This is a genomic window from Arthrobacter sp. 05L417, assembly GCF_056397865.1.
The window spans coordinates 16,554-31,624 of sequence record NZ_JBFTOG010000037.1 but is presented as its reverse complement, the minus strand read 5'-3'; the positions used below and the strand labels follow the sequence as shown (position 1 = coordinate 31,624).

Sequence of the window (15,071 nt, the reverse complement as noted above, 5' to 3'; positions counted from 1 at the left end):
GGGCGCGCTGTCGGGGCCGACGCTCCGCAGACCATCAACGACACGACCGACGAGGACATCCGCCATGACCATGACGACCACCGCCCGCCCCGCACCTCCACGCCTGCAGGACCCGCTCGACGCCGTGATGCGCAGCTGCCTGCGCGATGACGCAGTCTGGGCCGAGGTCACCACCACGCCGGCCGGCCTCAACCAAACCGAGCACTGGCTGAAGACCACCGCCTCAAGCATCGACCAGCAGCTCTCATTCCGCCAGGACGACGCCGAGATCTGGCGGCTGTCCCCGCTGGATCACAGCACACAGCTGATCGAGTTCCTCGAGTGGCGCAAGGGCGCGCTCTACCTCAAGAGCCTCTGCGAGAAGCGCCTCATCGACATCAAGCGCCTGCGGACCGCCGACGAGGAGCGCGCCGAGGAGATGAAGGTCCTGCTGGTCCGCCTGGCGCAAGCCGTCGTCGCCCACGAGGGCGAGCTGATCGGAGACGAGGACCTGTACGGAGCCCTCGACCGGATCTCGCTTCCCGGCGCGGACGCGCCGACCCTGCGGGAGTACCTCCAGTTCCGCGACGGCTCGAAGGACTGACCCAGACCACACGACCGCAGCCTCGCCGCGGCCGGGTCCCTGTGGGACGGCGGCGCGACGGGGCTCCTCGATCCCGGGCCAAGCGGCCCGGCGGAAAGAACCGCATGACGCCCCAGACCACCACGACCACCGCAGAAGAGCTCGTCCCTGAGATCGAGCAGACCCTGCTCGATTCGCGGGCGGACCGTGCCCTGCACGAACGCCATGGGGTGCACGAGCACTCCGAGCAGACGGAGCTGAGCGACCACGAGCGCACCGTGATGCTCGACGTCACCCTGGCGCTGCTCATCCGGCATCGGCTGCCCATCGACGCCGACCGCGCCGCGAAGGCGGTGGCCGCCGCGCAGACCGCCGATGCCCGCACGTGGGCGGCTGGCTGCGCCCGCCACATCGCCCGCGTGGCGGAGGAGAAGAACCCATGAGCCGAAAGCGCAGGCAGCACTACTCCACCGAGGGCTTCCGGCCGTCGGCGAATCCCGAACAGGCGCACTGGATGCGGGAACTCCGCAAGTCCAGTGCGACGCAGCGGCACACCCCCAAGCCCCGCAAGGGCACCCGCCGCGAGCGGGAGCGACAGGCGATCCGCGACCAGCAGCGACACCGAGGAGACCACCCATGACCGACAACAACCGAGGGCCCGCAACCGGAATCGCGCTCGACGCAGAGTCACTGCGCGCCGAGCTGCGGGAGGCCCCGGAGGCCCACGGCCTCGACCCGGAGCAGGCGGCGGAGATCGCAGCGCTCCCGGACGGACAGATCAACAGCTGGATACACGAGCTCGCCGGGCGCGACGACGCCTTCTGGGCGCTTTACGACGGGCTCCGCCGGCGCACCATCGCCCATCTCGCCGAGATGCACAGCACAGCCAAGGACGTGAAGCCGTGAACGCGCCCCTGCCCGACTGGTGGGTCGACGCGACGCCGGACGGCAAGCGCGCCAAGCACCCCGGCAAGCACGAGGTCTACGTCTACGGCCAGCAGCGCGCAGACGGCATGGCGTGCATCGGGTGCAGCTGGCAGCACAGCACGGTCATGTCGACACCAGCAGCCATCGCCCGGCACGACGCCGACCAACACCTCGAGCACGACCACGGGCTCTGGGTGCCCATCGATCGCGGCCCCCTCGCGGGCACCTGCCCGTGCGGGAAGCCCGGGCTGTACGCCGACTCAGTGCTGCGGACCAAGGTCCGCGCAGTCCTCCAGCAGGCGCAGCCGTGGAGCCCGACACCGGACCAGCTGGCGGACCTGCTCGTCGGCGCGCTCGTGCCCGACCACGGCATCCTCGTGGCCTTTACAGCCGAGCAGCAGACCGAGTCCGACTGGGAGCTGGGCTACAGCGCCTCGTACACCGACCTCGCTGCCCCCGAGGTGCTCGGCCACCGCCTGAGCGAGCGGGAGCTCGCCGAGCTGTACTTCCAGATCGAGGCCATGGGTGGACTCGGCGAGTCCGAGGCCTACCGCGACCTGGACAAGGCCGTCGAGCGCCTCGGCGAGGAACCCGCCCGGCAGCTGCGCGAGCGTGTGGCCCAGCCCGGGCTGTTCGACCTGGAGCCCGACGTCTGAGAGCCAGGGCCTCCACACCACAACGACCCCCAGCAGGGGAGAGAAGGAAACCAAGTCCCATGACCCCCACCACGATCGGCGACCTGCCCCGGACCGCCCACACCGCGCCGAAAATCACCATCTACGGGCCGGCGGAGTGCCCCAACTGCGACAAGGCCAAGAGCCTGTTCGATCGGCAGCAGCCCGCGATGCAGTACACCAAAATCGACATCGAGCAGGGCGATGAAAACCACCGCCACATCACCGAAGACCTCGGATATGCCCAGGCACCCGTGATCGTCGTCAAGCTGGCCTCCGGCCGCACCGTCCACTGGGGCGGGCACCGCCAGGACATGCTCACCGCCCTCGTCCGGCTGTGCACCAAGGGCATCGTCCCGGAGGACCGGAAGGCGGCGTCCTGATGGCAGCGGCGCAGCAGCGCCTCGGCCTCAGCATCACCGCCCGGCAGGCCGACATCCTGCTCGATACGCTCGTCGACAAATCCGTCGAGACGGACCACTACCTGCTGTCCTATCCCAAGGACGAACCCGACAAGACCGACACCTGCTGCGACGCGCACCTGGCCCGGTTCGAGCAGCGCGCACTCCAGCGCAAGGCGCTGCTCGAACGGAAAGCAGAGGTACAGCACCTCATCGCGCTCATCGAGGCGATCGTGCCGGCGTTCGAGGCCTCCGAGTCCTCCCCGGTAAGCACCACGGCCGTGGACCTGTCCGGCGTGACGCTCGTCTACCGGGACACGGCAGGCAAGACGCACGAGCAGCCGCTGGCCGACATCGGATCCGCCGGGACCCTCATCGACCCCGACACCGGAGACGACCTCGAGCTCATCGCCGCGCTGGTCGCAGCAGACCCCACCCGAACCAAAACCCAGGGAGCAACCCCATGAGCCTGCACATCGACAGCCTTGCCGACCTCGTCCGCGGAGCTGTGTCCGGCGGCGACACCACCCGGGAAGACTTCGAGCGTGCGCTCGACCAGGTCTTCCCCCGGGATCAGCTCGACCCGTTTGAGGGCACCGGCAGCGAGGAGTACCTCGTCGGATGGACGATCGACCAGGATGCTGCATCGCCCGCTGAGGCCGCCAGCAAGGTCTGGCGGGAGGTCTTCCAGCGCGGACCATGGCAGCCCAGTGCTGACGAGGGCTGCGTCTTCACGGTCTCTCGTGAGGGCCAGCGTGTCGAGATTGACCTCAGCGACGAACACTTCGCGCACCTTTTCAGTGACTAAAAGGAACAGCGGGAGCAGCGCGCGGCGCAGCCGCCCCGGAGTACAGGACGGAAGCCTCGCGCACAGAGCCCCGGAGGAATGGGATCCTCCGGGGCTCTGTGCCCGCACACCCCGAGAACGAAGTACCGACACACGCACGACAACTTCTAGGAGGAGCCACGGTGCACGCACAGCAGAACACCCGCCTCCCGGCCGCACCGTCATGAGCGGCGAGGACCCCGACGAGAAGTGGCGCAGGGATGCCCTGTGCGCAGAAACAGACCCCGACGCGTTCTTCCCGGAGGAGGGCGGCAACACCACCGACGCCAAGAAGGTCTGTGCCCAGTGCGGGGTGCGCGCACAGTGCCTGGATTACGCGTTGAGAGCCGACGAGCGCTTCGGCATCTGGGGCGGACTCAGCACCGCCGAACGCGACCGCCTTATCAAGACTTCACCGGTGGCACACCGTAGCGCCGCCCAGGCGCAAAAGCAGGAACGCGACACCCTCATCGTCGCGATGGCCGGCAGAGGGATCGACCCCCGGACCATCGCCGACATGGCCGAGGTCACCGACCGCACCGTCTACCGGGTGCTCGCCCGGCACAAGGAGCGGGAGGACGCCGTCTCCGCCTGAGCGCAGCACCGTCAATTGAAAGGACCGCCATGCCACTGTTCCCGCGCCGCTTCAGGCAGCAGAACCTGCTGCCCGGGGACGCCTATCCCCCTGAACGGACTACAGGCGCGCCCATGCCGGCCAGGAAACGCGCCGCCATTGACCGCAAGCTCCGCCGGATGGTGAAACAGCATCGGCTCCCGGCCGAGCCGGGAGAGTACTTCGACGCAACGGGCGACCGCTGGACTCTCGACGCCCAAGGCGGCTGGACCGACGCCGGCGGCGTACACCGCGACGCCCGGTACGCGCCGATCATCGCCTTGTTCGTCCACAACTCCGGCCCGTTCACGCGCATCGATTGCTGATGGCCACCCCCGCCGCAAAAGGAGCAACCATGCACCCCCGCATCGAAGACAGCCACCTCGACCCCGGACTCCTGCCGACCGTCAATCCACAGCAGCGCACCGACACCCAGCTCGTCGAGCCGGTGCTCCGGGCCATCCACGCCGCCGTCGCGGACTGCAGCGTGACCGCCGCCCAGGTCTTCGCCGGCCGGATCCACACGCGCAAGAACGAGGAGTGCACGACAGCGTTCGGCCGGCCGCCCAGCGTCGGTCACGCATCTGACGGTGACGACTTCTACTTGCAGATCAGCGTCCGGGTGCCCTCGTACGCAGCCGCACCGGTGCTCGAAGCGATCCACGCCGTCGAGGCCATGTCGGACGCGCAGGCGCTGCGCGAGGCGCGTGCCCGGCTCGCCGAGGCCAGGGCGCGCACCGCCGCGGCACAGAGCGAAGAAGCCCGGGTCGAGGCCGAGATCGCCCGCCTCGAACCAAACAAGGAGTAGACCATGAGTGCCATCCAACCCCTGGCCGCCCGCATGCGGCCCACCTCCCTCGACCAGATCGTGGGCCAGGAGCACCTGGTCTTTCCCGGCTCGCCGCTCGAGCTGCTCGCCCAGGGCGAGGGTGCGACCTCGGTCCTGCTCTGGGGTCCGCCCGGCGTCGGCAAGACTACCATCGCCTCGGTGATCGCCCGCCAAACCAGCCGCCGCTTCGTCGAGCTCTCTGCGACCAGCGCCGGCGTAGCCGATGTCCGCAAAACGCTCGCCGGAGCCCAGAAGGCCCTCGACGACGACCTCCAGACGCTCGTGTTCATTGACGAGATCCACCGCTTCTCCAAGGCGCAGCAGGACGTCCTCCTGCCCGCCGTGGAGGCCGGGGTCATCTCGCTCATCGGCGCGACCACCGAGAACCCGAGCTTCTCGGTCAACTCGGCACTGGTCTCGCGCTCAATCCTGCTGGTCCTACGCCCTGTGGAGGACGGCGAGGTCGTGAACCTGCTCTCGCGTGCCCTAGAGGAGGACCCGGTCCTCTCAGCCACCGGGATCGGGTTCGCCGACCCCGCGCTGCAGATCATTGCAGGGCTGTCCAGCGGCGACGTCCGCCAGGCGCTGAACCGGCTGGAGACCGCTGTCGCAACTGCGCAGGCCGCAGGCAAGAGCGTCGTCGACCGCGAGGTGCTGGAGCAGGTCACCGGCGCTGCGCTGCAGCGTTACGACCGCGATGGCGACCAGCACTACGACGTCGTCAGCGCATTCATCAAGAGCATGAGAGGCAGCGACCCGGATGCGGCCCTGCACTGGCTGGCCCGGATGATCGAGGCAGGGGAGGACCCGAGGTTCATCGCACGGCGCTTGGTGGTGCACGCCTCCGAGGACGTCGGCATGGCCGACCCCTCGGTGCTGGGCATTGCAGTGGCCGCCGCCCAGGCAGTCCAGCTGATCGGTATGCCCGAGGCACGGCTCAACCTCGCTCAGGCAACTGTCGCAATCGCCACGGCCCCCAAGTCGCCGGCCGTCATCCGCGGCATCGACCAAGCGCTGGAAGACGTCGGCGCGGCCGGACCGGGAGCGTGCCGGTGCACCTGCGCGACGCGCACTACCCGGGTGCGAAGGGCCTCGGGCACGGCCAGGGCTACCTCTACCCGCACGACCACGAGCACGGCGTCGTGGCCCAGCAACACCTGCCCGACCGGGCCCTCGGCACCCAGTACTACAGGCCGACCGCCAATGGCTTCGAGCAAACGGTCGCCAACCGCCTGGCGGGAATCCGCCGGATCACTGACGAGATGGGAGAGCAGCCATGAGCGCCAACCACATGCCGCCCGCGCTGGGAGCCATCCTGGCCGACCACGACCGCGGACCGGAGTACGCCCTCGTCAAGTGCATCGGCGACGACTTTACCTGCAGTGCCAGGGAGCGCGTCGAGGGCAGCGCACACATGACCGACGAAGATATCACTGCCGTGCTCGCCGGGCGCGGGTGGTCCGTCGGGCCAACGCTCTGCCCGCAGCACAGGAGCGGATCGGACCAGGAAGGATCGACTTCCCATGCCTGACCGGACCCCTGACCCCAGCGGGAGCGTCGACGAGCGGCTGTCGAGGGAGCTGGGCATCGACGGTCGAGGCCCACGCCCGGCTGCGCCTGGACCTGCTGCGCATGCAGCGGGGGGAGCCCGGGCAGTTGGGATATGTCCTGCTCAACCGCCGGCACCATCCGAATGCGGCGGTGGTCTTCGCCTCGCCGGACGAGGCCCGTCGGGCGAGGGGGTCCCACACGCTCATCGACTCGCTCTGCAAGGAGGACTGCCTCGACACTTCTGTCCCGGATCCGGCCACCCTCTCCGACCTTGCCTCACGCGAGGTCATCCTGCCCTGACACGGGTGTCGGCGCGACTTCTACAGTGGAACAGATTCCACTAGGATCACATATTGAACCGATTCGCACGAAGCGCGCGCCGGAGACCGGCGGCCTTTCGCAAGGAGCGCTGCGTACCAGCGCCGCCAGTGTCTCCGTTCCCTTGCACACGTACCAACGATCGATAGGTTCCCTTGAATGAACGACCAGGAAGTGCGCCGCGGCGCTGGCGTCTACAGTAAGCCGATCCTCGGGATCTACGACTTTGTGGTCGTCCGGCTCTCCAACTCATTGGCCTGGCGCTGCCCAAGCGTACTGATGTTGGCCCAGTACGACCGCCTCCTTGGACGCCGCCACCTGGACGTCGGGCCCGGCACGGGCTGGTATCTCGCAAACGCGCAGATGCGCGAGGACGCAGACGTCGTGCTGATGGATCTCAACTCCAACAGCCTCGACAGCGCCTCCGCCAGGATCGTCGGCGTCACACACAGCCGTCTGGTCGCCAACGTGCTCGAACCCCTCCCGGAAGACATCGGCCTGTTCGACTCAATCGGCGTGAACTACCTGTTCCACTGCGTCCCCGGCACCTGGGCCGACAAGGGCGCAGCCTTCGGCCATCTTGCCGAGAGGCTCGCTGACGACGGAGTTCTGTTCGGTGCGACCATCCTGGGCAGCGGCGTACGGCACAACCTTGGAGGCAAGGGCCTCATGGCGCTCTACAACCGGCTCGGGATCTTCCACAACCGCCAGGATGACGCCGAGGGCCTACGGGCAGCGCTGGAAGGTGCCTTCCGGGAAGTCCAGGTCAACGTCGTGGGAACCGTCGCGGTGTTCAGCGCGCGCGAACCACGCCGCTGAAGGAGAAAACTCCCGAGCGCCTAAAGATCCAGCCGGAGCACCGCATCCCGTCCCTGCACGCCGGAGCGCACACCCAGGACCGTCATCCCGATGGATTGGACCGAACCGTCGCTCCGGCGCAGGTCCACCTGCATGTACCGTGAGTTCTCGGTGTCCTCCGCAGCGGCACGAATGAAGGCCTGCACCTCGCCGCAGTTGTCGACTGTGAACTGGCCCAGACCGCCGACATGGCGGAAGCCGCCCTCGCGCCACGAGGTCGAGGTCATCAGCAGTTCCAAGGTCTCGACGTCGACAACGGCCATCGGCTCGCGCGTCAGTGACATGACACCCCGCAGTACGTCGTCCACACGCCCGGCCTTGACGTCCCGCACGAACGCCATGTCATGGAATGAATCCGGCACCTCGTAGCTGAAGCCCTGGATCAGGATCTTCTCATCGCCCGGCTTGACGGGCACGATCTGGCCGACCAGCCGCAGGTGCCTGCGTCCCCGCGATTCGGAGCCGTACCCGGTGACCACGTCGTAGGTCAGGCAGCGGATGGTGCCCGTAACGCCCATCTCGCCCACGCCGGTCAGGCCTTCCTGAATACCGTCCCGGACCAAGCTGTTGACGCGCATCTGATCCGACTTGCTGATGAGTTCGTTGGCCCATTCGCCTGCCTGCCAGTAACCCCGGCTTTGCTGGTCCACGCCGGGCTCCACCGCATAAATGTCGTAAAGCGCCCGGTCCCAGTAGGTGCGTCGCTGCTGTGTGGGCTGGAGGTTTCCGTCCAGCTCGATCTCCCACTCCCAGCCGCCGACCAAAGGCCGCTCCGGGATGGCCGCCCCCGCCGGCAAAACGAGGGCGAATGCGCCGACGACGCTTCCGGAGCGGGGTGACAGTTTGGGCTGCACGACCACGGACCACTCCTGGCCGTCGTGCAACACCTTCTCCGCGATGCCTGTCTTGGTCCGGTAAACCTGGGCGAGCCTGTCCTCCTCCAGCAGCAGTTCCCTCGGGATCCGTCGCATCTGCTTTCTGGCCGAACTTGGACCGCAGGGTTGGCCGCCGACCAGCACAAGCTGCTTGCCGTCCTGGCCGCAAAACAGGCCCCATGATCCAACGTCGAAATATGCTCCCACAGGCTAGACGCCTCCTAATACCGGGATCGTTGATGTCGGGCCTGTCGACCCGCCGATGGGACGGGTTGCGCCGATCACCCGTGCGCTGCCCTCAGGCTGTCGTGCTTGAGACAATTCCGTCACGCTGATCCCCGCCATGCGATAATATCCTTTACAACCAAGTTACGAGACTCGAACCCCTTCGTTGGCAAACGACTGGCGGTGTCTCTTTTCTCTTCATTACAGAGGATCGCTGATGCCTGCCTTCATTTCGACTCTTGTCGAGCCTATCCGGCTCTTCGCGCACCTGCGCCGGTCCTCCGGCCGTCACGGTAACCAGCCTGCGCGCTGCGACCCGGACCGCCATCAGTTCGACGCATTCGACTGGCCGTCTGAGACCACTCTCGAGGCCCTCGGCAAAGCCATCGCCGCAGCATGTGGCCTCGGGATCGTGATCCGGCCCATCCCTGACGAAATGCGCCACCACGAGGTCAGCGGCCTCACCACTGTAATCGGACGAGTAGCCCACGTTTTCTACGACCCCGAACTCCCGCCCCTCAACAAGGAGCAGACGATCCTTCACGAGTACGCCCACATCCTGCACGGCGACGTCCGTGCAGACACCGACTGCACGCACTTGCGCAGCATGTTCGACAACCCCGTGGAAAAGCGGGCCGAGACAACCGGCATGCGACTGATGGAGGCCCTGCACCGTCGGCGGCGGACATCCGAGGAGCAGAGCGAGGTGCTCGCCTTCCTGTCCGGATCAAACGAGGACGGTGAGATCTGATGACTGAGATCATCATTGTCGGTATCACCATGGGCCTGATCATCATCGTCTCCGCCCTGTACCAAGGACGCCGACGCCGGGTCAACCTTCTCAGGGTCACCTGTGTCGCGCTCTTCATCGCCACGGTCTGCCGCGGCATGGAGCCTCCCTTAGACGGACCTGCCGTCGACCTCCTCAAGCGCCTTGCCATCCTGACCGCCCAGGTATCCGTGGTGCTGCTCATCCTCACGTTCCGCGCGACTCCGCTTTCACGACGTGCAACCCGGTTCATCTACCTCTTCGCCGGGATCATCGCCCTGGGCGAGGCCGTGCTGGTGTGGTTCATCCCCGTCCATACCGACGGCACTATCTACGACCGGGTCGACATCGACGCCGCCCTTGCCCACAGCCAGGCCTGGGCACTGATCTCCTACAACTTCCTGTACCTCTCTGCATTCGCCGCGGCAACGGCCGTAGTTGCCGTCGGCTGTTGGCGGACCATGACGCAGAAGAACCAACCCTTCTCCGCCCGCCTTCCGATTGCATTCGTCTTTACGGGGGCCATCGGATCTGCCCTGTTCATCGGCTCATCACTCCTGGACCTCTTTGGCAGTCCGGTCGTCGGCGGAACTGAACTGAGGACACAACTCCTCGTCACCGTTGTCAGCTTCTTCTTCCTGGGACTCGCAACAGGGGTCATCCGCCGCATCAGCATAGAAACGCAGGTGAGGCTCGCGCTCCGCCTCGCGCACGAGGTCGTCGTACCTCTGTGGCGAACGACCACCACTCTTCATCCCGACGTAAAGCTTCCGCCTGAAGACAGGCAGGGGTTCGATCAGCTGATGACGCTCTCAAGGCTCACCATCGAAACCCACGACGCGCTCAGACTCATCCGCGAGGACCACGACCCCGCACTGGAACCCCTGCACAGGCAGCACCCCGAGGATCCGCACCTGTCGGCGGGGCTGGTGCGCCATCTCAGCGGCGAGAACGCCGTTCCCAGCCTTGGGTGGTTCACACTCGCCCTGAGCCGGCTCCGCACGCTCAAGCTGAAAGACGACGAAACCCTGGCCGCCTCTGTGCAGAGCCTCTACGAGATCCGAGTGGCGATGAGTGCCATGAATGGGACGGACGGGCGATGACCGGGAACGGAACGAAAATCCGCATCCCCGCGGCCGGCGATCCTGCGACCCGGGCCGCCCGGATCCTCAGTGACGTGTTCGCGCCCGCTGTGTCCGTATTCCTCATCTGCGTCCTCTGCGGCGTCACAGGCCACCCGCATACATGGGTTGGTCTCGGATGGGGCATCCTGATCGGCTCTTTCTGCGCAGTGATCCCGACAGCAACCATCCATGTCGCGGTGCGGCGCGAGCAGCTTACCGACCGACACGTCACCCGGCGCGATCAACGCTGGTGGGTCTTCCTGGTCTGCGTGGCGTCTGTGCTTGGAGGCATGGCAACGGCGGTGCTGCTGGACGCACCGCCCACGCTGCTGTGGATCCTGCCGACGATGGTTGCCGGGCTCGTCCTTGCCGGGGGAGTGACCCTCCTGGGACCGAAAGTCTCCATGCACGCGTTCTGCTTCACCTCCCTCGTCGTCCTCGCGGCGATGCTGCTCTCGCCCTGGTGGCTGCTCGCCCTCCCAACCCTGCTGCCCGTGGTCGCCTTCGCCCGGCTGAAGCTAAAGCACCACACACGCCTCGAGCTCACACTCGGATCCGGCCTGGCGGCCGCCGTGATGCTCGGAGCCAGTGCGTACATGCCCACGGCCGGCTAGGACTGCCCGCTGCTCCGGCGCAACCGGAAATGTGCCGATGCCACCGCATTGGAAGATCTTCCACTAGTATGAAGGTGTCGTCGCGTGCACCGTTCGCCTCGATGACTTCATGTCTGAAATCACGAGGAGGATCCAGCTCCGTGACCATCGCCCAGCGACTAGAACGCTTGTTCGCGGAGACGGCGGGACCACACGGTCGCCCCGTCACCCTGCAGGAAATCGTCCAGAGAATGGAGCAGCGCGGCATCTCCTCGATGTCGCTCAGCTACCTGCAGCAACTGCGCAAGGGGGAGGCCCACAATCCCCGCCTGCAGCACCTCCGAGCCCTGGCCGACGCCTTCGACGTCCCCCTGTCCTACTTCCTGGAGGAGAACGAGCCAGACAGCGCCACCGAGCAGGAGCTGACCCCGCAGGAGCGCACCATCGCCCTGCGTGTGCACGGGCTCAGCGACGGCGCACTGGCCAGCATCCGGGCCATTGTGGAACTGGCGCGCAAGAGCGAGCAGCTCGACGACCCTCCCAAGAGCCCTGATTCCGCTCAAGACTGATCCCGCCGCGGGGTCCCACCACCCTGCGGACGTCTTCCTCGTGCCGGCGTTTGGTATTTGAGTGGAATCTTTTCCACTCCTGTGGCAGGATAGGAACCACAGCCCGGCGATTCCGTACATCGTGATGTCCCGCCGGACTAAGGTGATCACGCCCGTGAAGGAGCATCAGATGGTCGATATGCAGCCCCCCTCCGACGAGTTCCGCGGATTCGACGAGGCCCGGTCGATCATGTGGTGCTACGAAGCCCGCTCACGCACCTATGCCCGTCTGAGCCAGACGGACTTTCTCGCCAACGACGCCGTGGCCGCCGTGCATGTCGAGAACACCTCCCGCGCCGACCGCGTCTTTCTCGCCGCCTTCGACCGCTCCGGCGGGCTGCTGTTCGGCGACACGCTTTACATCGACGACCCGACACAGCGGCTCGACGTCACACCCGAGTTCGACCACGACTTCACCGGTATGACCGTCGCCGCTGGCTCCGAACTTGAGGAAGCCGTCGAACGCGAGAACGGCTGGGTGGTCAACCTGGATGCCCTGCGCGACTACGACCCGCTGGAGGACCGCCGGACCACGCAGCGCGCGGTGCTCCTGGCGCACCTCGGAGACATGATGGCCAGCGGCCAGGCCCGGGGTTTCCTGTTTGACAAGCACGACGCTGCCGAGGATCCCGGTGAGGCCGACACCGACGCCGCCTGAGCGCGGCGCAGCACTTCTTCCGGCGCTCGATCGACCCCGCCCGGCTTCGGCCGAGGCGGGGTCTTTTGCTTCCCTGGGGAACCGGTGGAAAAGACCGTGGACCGGCTCACGCCGGTCCCGGGGGTCGTTCCGTGGTGGTCGCAGCCGCGCGGTGCGCGGCGCGGCCACCGTTACCGAATCGTATGTTCTTGAGAGCCACGACCCACAGGAGTAGCCCATGACCGTCCCTCTCCGCGCAGCCCAGCTGCCCGTCAAGTACGAACGGGCCGAAGGCTCCGCCCGGCACGGCCGGACCATCTACGAAGTCGCCGGCTCCGGGCTCTACCAGGTGACTGCGGCCAGGGAAGAGTTCGCCGTCTCGACACTCACGCAGTCGGGATGGACGGAGCTGATCACGCTCGACGAAGGCGACGGGGTCTCGAACGTCCTGGAGGCCATGCAGATCTGGCTGGACATCCAGACCCCGTCGCCCCCGGCCGGCGACAGCGCCGCAGGGAAAGGCAGCGGTGCCGATGACTGACCCGACCGGAACGATGGCAAGCCTCACCGAGAAGGCCGCAGCCGCTGTCGTCACCTCCCGGGGCCTCACCCATGAGGACGGGGAGTCCGCCCTCGCAGCCCTCGGCTGGGCCCAGGGCGCGGCGATCACCCACGAGGACGCGTTCCGGGCCTTCACCCGGGCCCTGATCGACGAACTCGGCGTGCCGGACCTCCTCGCCGCCAAGATCGAGCTGCTCGCCGAGTACAAGCTCGACTACCCCCAGGACTACGCGCCGGACGACGTCGCCCGCATGCAGGCCGAGCTAGCGCGGCTGCGATCGCTGCAGCAGATGCTTGCAGGACCCGCCGACTGACCGTTTCCGGACACAGCAAGAGGCCCGGACTGCGCTGAAGGTCGGCGCAGTCCGGGCCCCAGGCCTGCTCTCACGCCGTGGGCGGGATGAGCAGCGAGGCCCCGGCGTAGATGAGATTCGGATCCTGGATCCGGTTCTTCTCGACCAGGGCCCCGATCGGCACTCCGGTCTCCGCCGAGATCTCCGTGAGGGTGTCACCCCACTGGATCACATACACCCGCGGCTGTGGCTTCGGCTCGGGGACCTGCGCCGGCTTGTCCTCGTCGCCCTTGCCCGACGCCGAGGTGCCCGAACCCTGGCCGTCCGCAGAGTTGCCGTTACCGGCCTTGGCCTCGAAGGCGTCCGGAACCCCGTTGCGGTCCCGGTCCGGCAAGGTCACCGTCACGGTGCCCTCCTCGTGCTGGGAAGCTGCCGCCGCATCGCTCGCCGGGCTCCGGTCAGCAGTGAGGAGCTGCGTCGCGCCCCAGCCGGCGAACAGCAGCGCGCCACCGGCCATGATCCCGGCCGCCAGCACCGGTCCACCGCCATAGCCCAGGGGCCCAAGCCGGTCCCGCCGCTGCACCGCCACCCGGGCCGGGTGAGCCGCATCAGCGACCTTCTCCTCGGGCCTGTGCATCGTATCCGTCATCCCTGTCCCTCTCTATCCAGCTCACCATTTTTTACCATTCGAGTCCTCATGCACATTCTACTCGTAGTCCAGTGCATCTTGATAGAATAGGAGAAGGGATAGACGAGTCATAGACCAGTCTGACGGGCCGCCACGAACCACCGAATCACTCAACAGAAGGAACCCACCACCATGGCCAACTACTCCATCTCCGCCAACCAGCTCACCGAGGGCACCAGCGTCTTCATCCGCGGCAAGCTCGCCTTCGCCCGGCTGACCAGCCTCATCGAGGGTGCTGCTCTCGCCGCCAGCGACCAGCGCAAGGTCCAGAACGGCATGAGCCCCGTGGGCAAGCCGCACACCACGGCGACGATCACCGAGGCCGAGGTGCAGTTCGCCGACCCGGCTAACCCCACGGTCGAGGAGCAGTTCGTCTCCGAGCGCCGCTACACCTCGAAGAAGAACCCAGCCTCGGGCGCGAACTACTCGATCGACTCCAAGGGCACGAACCTGCCGATCATCGCGATCCCGTCCGAGAAGGGTGATGGCACCTACGACCAGGACACCTCCGGCCAGGAGCTGGCACAGGGACTGGACGTGACGCTCGTGCTCCGCGTCTACAAGCCGAAGAACTTCGCCAACCGCGGCCTGTCGCTCGACCAGGTGATTGTGCACGAGACCCCGCGCTACTACAACGCCGGCGGCGTCGGCAGCGGGGAGCTCGCGGCCCGCGGCATCGTCTTCAACGCCCCGCCCCGCGCGGTCCAGGCCCAGCCGGGCTCGGGCTCCGCCGTCGGCAACGGCGAGGAGCCGGTCGCCACCGAGGTCGAGGACGGCTTGTCCTTCCCGGCCCCGCAGCCCGCCGTCGCGGCTTCAGTCGCGGCACCGGCTCCGGCCCAGGTGCACACGCAGGTCGCCACCGCACCGGTCGCGGTGCTTCCGGAAGCTCCCGCGGCTCCGGTTCCCGCCCCGGTCCCCGCGGTGCAGCCGCAGCAGGAGACGCCCGAGCAGAAGCTCGCCCGCCTCGAGCGTGAGAACGCCGAGTTGAAGAACGCGGGTTCGGCCGTGGGTGCTCCCGCCGGCCAGGGCCCGTGGGGCGGCTCCGGCGATGCCCAGCAGGCCGGAATCACCTACCAGGGCTGATCCAAGGCCGATCCGACCGACCGAACCCCCAGACGAGACCCCCGTGCAGGCATCCA

24 protein-coding genes and 1 pseudogene are annotated in these 15,071 nt (G+C 67.2%); 23 read left to right on the top strand and 2 right to left on the bottom strand.

Features of this window, described 5'->3' with window-relative positions; translation table 11 throughout:
* Positions 1–64: 64 nt before the first annotated feature.
* The 15 genes and pseudogenes from AC1DJW_RS21135 (at position 65) to AC1DJW_RS21065 (ending at position 7,520) form a co-directional block, all read left to right on the top strand.
* Positions 65–583: a hypothetical protein gene (locus AC1DJW_RS21135; protein ID WP_056387540.1), complete on the top strand. Its 519-nt coding sequence runs from the start codon at positions 65–67 to the stop codon at positions 581–583.
* Between the two features lie 104 nt (positions 584–687).
* Positions 688–1,005 carry a hypothetical protein gene (locus AC1DJW_RS21130; RefSeq protein WP_476902418.1) on the top strand — a complete coding sequence of 106 codons (318 nt, stop codon included), beginning with the start codon at positions 688–690 and terminating at the stop codon, positions 1,003–1,005.
* Positions 1,002–1,202, top strand: a complete 201-nt coding sequence (locus AC1DJW_RS21125) for a hypothetical protein (protein ID WP_056387535.1) — start codon at positions 1,002–1,004, stop codon at positions 1,200–1,202. Before AC1DJW_RS21130 ends, AC1DJW_RS21125 begins: the two co-directional genes overlap by 4 nt.
* Positions 1,199–1,468, top strand: a complete 270-nt coding sequence (locus AC1DJW_RS21120; protein ID WP_476902417.1) for a hypothetical protein — start codon at positions 1,199–1,201, stop codon at positions 1,466–1,468. Before AC1DJW_RS21125 ends, AC1DJW_RS21120 begins: the two co-directional genes overlap by 4 nt.
* Positions 1,469–1,614: 146 nt before the next feature.
* Positions 1,615–2,145, top strand: coding sequence for a hypothetical protein (locus AC1DJW_RS21115; RefSeq protein ID WP_133830757.1), 531 nt, complete (start codon positions 1,615–1,617; stop codon positions 2,143–2,145).
* A 59-nt stretch (positions 2,146–2,204) separates the two neighbouring features.
* Complete coding sequence (locus AC1DJW_RS21110) at positions 2,205–2,546, top strand: glutaredoxin family protein (RefSeq protein ID WP_056387525.1); 342 nt, start codon at positions 2,205–2,207, stop codon at positions 2,544–2,546.
* Positions 2,501–3,031, top strand: a complete 531-nt coding sequence (locus AC1DJW_RS21105; RefSeq protein WP_476902416.1) for a hypothetical protein — start codon at positions 2,501–2,503, stop codon at positions 3,029–3,031. The genes AC1DJW_RS21110 and AC1DJW_RS21105 overlap by 46 nt, the downstream gene beginning before the upstream one ends.
* On the top strand, positions 3,028–3,372 hold the full coding sequence (locus AC1DJW_RS21100; protein WP_071416432.1) for a hypothetical protein: 345 nt from the start codon (positions 3,028–3,030) through the stop codon (positions 3,370–3,372). Before AC1DJW_RS21105 ends, AC1DJW_RS21100 begins: the two co-directional genes overlap by 4 nt.
* 202 nt (positions 3,373–3,574) lie before the next feature.
* Positions 3,575–3,985, top strand: coding sequence for a WhiB family transcriptional regulator (locus AC1DJW_RS21095; RefSeq protein ID WP_476902415.1), 411 nt, complete (start codon positions 3,575–3,577; stop codon positions 3,983–3,985).
* A gap of 29 nt (positions 3,986–4,014) precedes the next feature.
* Complete coding sequence (locus tag AC1DJW_RS21090; RefSeq protein WP_476902414.1) at positions 4,015–4,329, top strand: hypothetical protein; 315 nt, start codon at positions 4,015–4,017, stop codon at positions 4,327–4,329.
* Positions 4,330–4,358: 29 nt separating this feature from the next.
* The gene (locus AC1DJW_RS21085; protein ID WP_142938869.1) at positions 4,359–4,811 is read left to right on the top strand and encodes a hypothetical protein; all 453 of its coding nucleotides are present in this window, start codon (positions 4,359–4,361) and stop codon (positions 4,809–4,811) included.
* 3 nt (positions 4,812–4,814) lie between these two features.
* Positions 4,815–6,112 (top strand): annotated as a pseudogene (locus AC1DJW_RS21080) (replication-associated recombination protein A).
* Positions 6,109–6,363 (top strand): hypothetical protein, encoded by a 255-nt coding sequence (locus tag AC1DJW_RS21075; protein ID WP_476902413.1) that lies wholly within the window; start codon positions 6,109–6,111, stop codon positions 6,361–6,363. The pseudogene AC1DJW_RS21080 and the gene AC1DJW_RS21075 overlap by 4 nt, the downstream one beginning before the upstream one ends.
* Positions 6,364–6,464: 101 nt before the next feature.
* On the top strand, positions 6,465–6,683 hold the full coding sequence (locus AC1DJW_RS21070) for a hypothetical protein (protein ID WP_476902412.1): 219 nt from the start codon (positions 6,465–6,467) through the stop codon (positions 6,681–6,683).
* Between the two features lie 177 nt (positions 6,684–6,860).
* Positions 6,861–7,520 (top strand): methyltransferase, encoded by a 660-nt coding sequence (locus tag AC1DJW_RS21065; RefSeq protein WP_476902411.1) that lies wholly within the window; start codon positions 6,861–6,863, stop codon positions 7,518–7,520.
* A 20-nt stretch (positions 7,521–7,540) separates the two neighbouring features.
* Here AC1DJW_RS21065 and AC1DJW_RS21060 read toward each other — a convergent pair whose 3' ends face one another.
* Entirely contained in the window at positions 7,541–8,530 is a 990-nt protein-coding gene (locus AC1DJW_RS21060; RefSeq protein WP_476902410.1) for a hypothetical protein, read from the bottom strand.
* 346 nt (positions 8,531–8,876) lie between these two features.
* Here AC1DJW_RS21060 and AC1DJW_RS21055 point away from each other — a divergent pair, with 346 nt between their 5' ends.
* From AC1DJW_RS21055 to AC1DJW_RS21025, 7 genes are all read left to right on the top strand, one after another.
* Positions 8,877–9,410 carry a hypothetical protein gene (locus AC1DJW_RS21055; protein ID WP_476902409.1) on the top strand — a complete coding sequence of 178 codons (534 nt, stop codon included), beginning with the start codon at positions 8,877–8,879 and terminating at the stop codon, positions 9,408–9,410.
* The gene (locus AC1DJW_RS21050; RefSeq protein WP_476902408.1) at positions 9,410–10,531 is read left to right on the top strand and encodes a hypothetical protein; all 1,122 of its coding nucleotides are present in this window, start codon (positions 9,410–9,412) and stop codon (positions 10,529–10,531) included. Before AC1DJW_RS21055 ends, AC1DJW_RS21050 begins: the two co-directional genes overlap by 1 nt.
* Positions 10,528–11,166: a hypothetical protein gene (locus tag AC1DJW_RS21045; RefSeq protein ID WP_256248800.1), complete on the top strand. Its 639-nt coding sequence runs from the start codon at positions 10,528–10,530 to the stop codon at positions 11,164–11,166. The genes AC1DJW_RS21050 and AC1DJW_RS21045 overlap by 4 nt, the downstream gene beginning before the upstream one ends.
* Before the next feature lie 140 nt (positions 11,167–11,306).
* A complete protein-coding gene (locus AC1DJW_RS21040; protein WP_142938874.1) occupies positions 11,307–11,714 on the top strand; it encodes a hypothetical protein in 408 nt (135 codons plus the stop codon).
* Between the two features lie 169 nt (positions 11,715–11,883).
* Positions 11,884–12,411, top strand: a complete 528-nt coding sequence (locus AC1DJW_RS21035) for a hypothetical protein (RefSeq protein ID WP_316963748.1) — start codon at positions 11,884–11,886, stop codon at positions 12,409–12,411.
* Positions 12,412–12,628: 217 nt separating this feature from the next.
* Positions 12,629–12,931: a hypothetical protein gene (locus AC1DJW_RS21030; protein ID WP_476902407.1), complete on the top strand. Its 303-nt coding sequence runs from the start codon at positions 12,629–12,631 to the stop codon at positions 12,929–12,931.
* Positions 12,924–13,265, top strand: a complete 342-nt coding sequence (locus tag AC1DJW_RS21025; RefSeq protein ID WP_256248803.1) for a hypothetical protein — start codon at positions 12,924–12,926, stop codon at positions 13,263–13,265. The genes AC1DJW_RS21030 and AC1DJW_RS21025 overlap by 8 nt, the downstream gene beginning before the upstream one ends.
* Positions 13,266–13,335: 70 nt before the next feature.
* Here AC1DJW_RS21025 and AC1DJW_RS21020 read toward each other — a convergent pair whose 3' ends face one another.
* Positions 13,336–13,893 (bottom strand): LysM peptidoglycan-binding domain-containing protein, encoded by a 558-nt coding sequence (locus AC1DJW_RS21020; RefSeq protein WP_476902406.1) that lies wholly within the window; start codon positions 13,891–13,893, stop codon positions 13,336–13,338.
* A gap of 171 nt (positions 13,894–14,064) precedes the next feature.
* On the opposite strand from AC1DJW_RS21020, the gene AC1DJW_RS21015 reads away from it, so the two are divergent.
* Positions 14,065–15,015: a hypothetical protein gene (locus AC1DJW_RS21015; protein ID WP_476902405.1), complete on the top strand. Its 951-nt coding sequence runs from the start codon at positions 14,065–14,067 to the stop codon at positions 15,013–15,015.
* Positions 15,016–15,071: the final 56 nt, after the last annotated feature.

Coding starts and splice junctions, on each gene's coding strand:
- AC1DJW_RS21100 (WP_071416432.1), top strand. CDS start 3,028: ATGAGCCTGCACATCGACAGCCTTGCCGACCTCGTCCGCGGAGCTGTG.
- AC1DJW_RS21130 (WP_476902418.1), top strand. CDS start 688: ATGACGCCCCAGACCACCACGACCACCGCAGAAGAGCTCGTCCCTGAG.
- AC1DJW_RS21025 (WP_256248803.1), top strand. CDS start 12,924: ATGACTGACCCGACCGGAACGATGGCAAGCCTCACCGAGAAGGCCGCA.
- AC1DJW_RS21050 (WP_476902408.1), top strand. CDS start 9,410: ATGACTGAGATCATCATTGTCGGTATCACCATGGGCCTGATCATCATC.
- AC1DJW_RS21110 (WP_056387525.1), top strand. CDS start 2,205: ATGACCCCCACCACGATCGGCGACCTGCCCCGGACCGCCCACACCGCG.
- AC1DJW_RS21085 (WP_142938869.1), top strand. CDS start 4,359: ATGCACCCCCGCATCGAAGACAGCCACCTCGACCCCGGACTCCTGCCG.
- AC1DJW_RS21055 (WP_476902409.1), top strand. CDS start 8,877: ATGCCTGCCTTCATTTCGACTCTTGTCGAGCCTATCCGGCTCTTCGCG.
- AC1DJW_RS21075 (WP_476902413.1), top strand. CDS start 6,109: ATGAGCGCCAACCACATGCCGCCCGCGCTGGGAGCCATCCTGGCCGAC.
- AC1DJW_RS21045 (WP_256248800.1), top strand. CDS start 10,528: ATGACCGGGAACGGAACGAAAATCCGCATCCCCGCGGCCGGCGATCCT.
- AC1DJW_RS21065 (WP_476902411.1), top strand. CDS start 6,861: ATGAACGACCAGGAAGTGCGCCGCGGCGCTGGCGTCTACAGTAAGCCG.
- AC1DJW_RS21115 (WP_133830757.1), top strand. CDS start 1,615: ATGTCGACACCAGCAGCCATCGCCCGGCACGACGCCGACCAACACCTC.
- AC1DJW_RS21035 (WP_316963748.1), top strand. CDS start 11,884: ATGGTCGATATGCAGCCCCCCTCCGACGAGTTCCGCGGATTCGACGAG.
- AC1DJW_RS21030 (WP_476902407.1), top strand. CDS start 12,629: ATGACCGTCCCTCTCCGCGCAGCCCAGCTGCCCGTCAAGTACGAACGG.
- AC1DJW_RS21020 (WP_476902406.1), bottom strand. CDS start 13,893: ATGACGGATACGATGCACAGGCCCGAGGAGAAGGTCGCTGATGCGGCT.
- AC1DJW_RS21135 (WP_056387540.1), top strand. CDS start 65: ATGACCATGACGACCACCGCCCGCCCCGCACCTCCACGCCTGCAGGAC.
- AC1DJW_RS21095 (WP_476902415.1), top strand. CDS start 3,575: ATGAGCGGCGAGGACCCCGACGAGAAGTGGCGCAGGGATGCCCTGTGC.
- AC1DJW_RS21120 (WP_476902417.1), top strand. CDS start 1,199: ATGACCGACAACAACCGAGGGCCCGCAACCGGAATCGCGCTCGACGCA.
- AC1DJW_RS21070 (WP_476902412.1), top strand. CDS start 6,465: ATGCAGCGGGGGGAGCCCGGGCAGTTGGGATATGTCCTGCTCAACCGC.
- AC1DJW_RS21060 (WP_476902410.1), bottom strand. CDS start 8,530: ATGCGACGGATCCCGAGGGAACTGCTGCTGGAGGAGGACAGGCTCGCC.
- AC1DJW_RS21090 (WP_476902414.1), top strand. CDS start 4,015: ATGCCACTGTTCCCGCGCCGCTTCAGGCAGCAGAACCTGCTGCCCGGG.
- AC1DJW_RS21015 (WP_476902405.1), top strand. CDS start 14,065: ATGGCCAACTACTCCATCTCCGCCAACCAGCTCACCGAGGGCACCAGC.
- AC1DJW_RS21125 (WP_056387535.1), top strand. CDS start 1,002: ATGAGCCGAAAGCGCAGGCAGCACTACTCCACCGAGGGCTTCCGGCCG.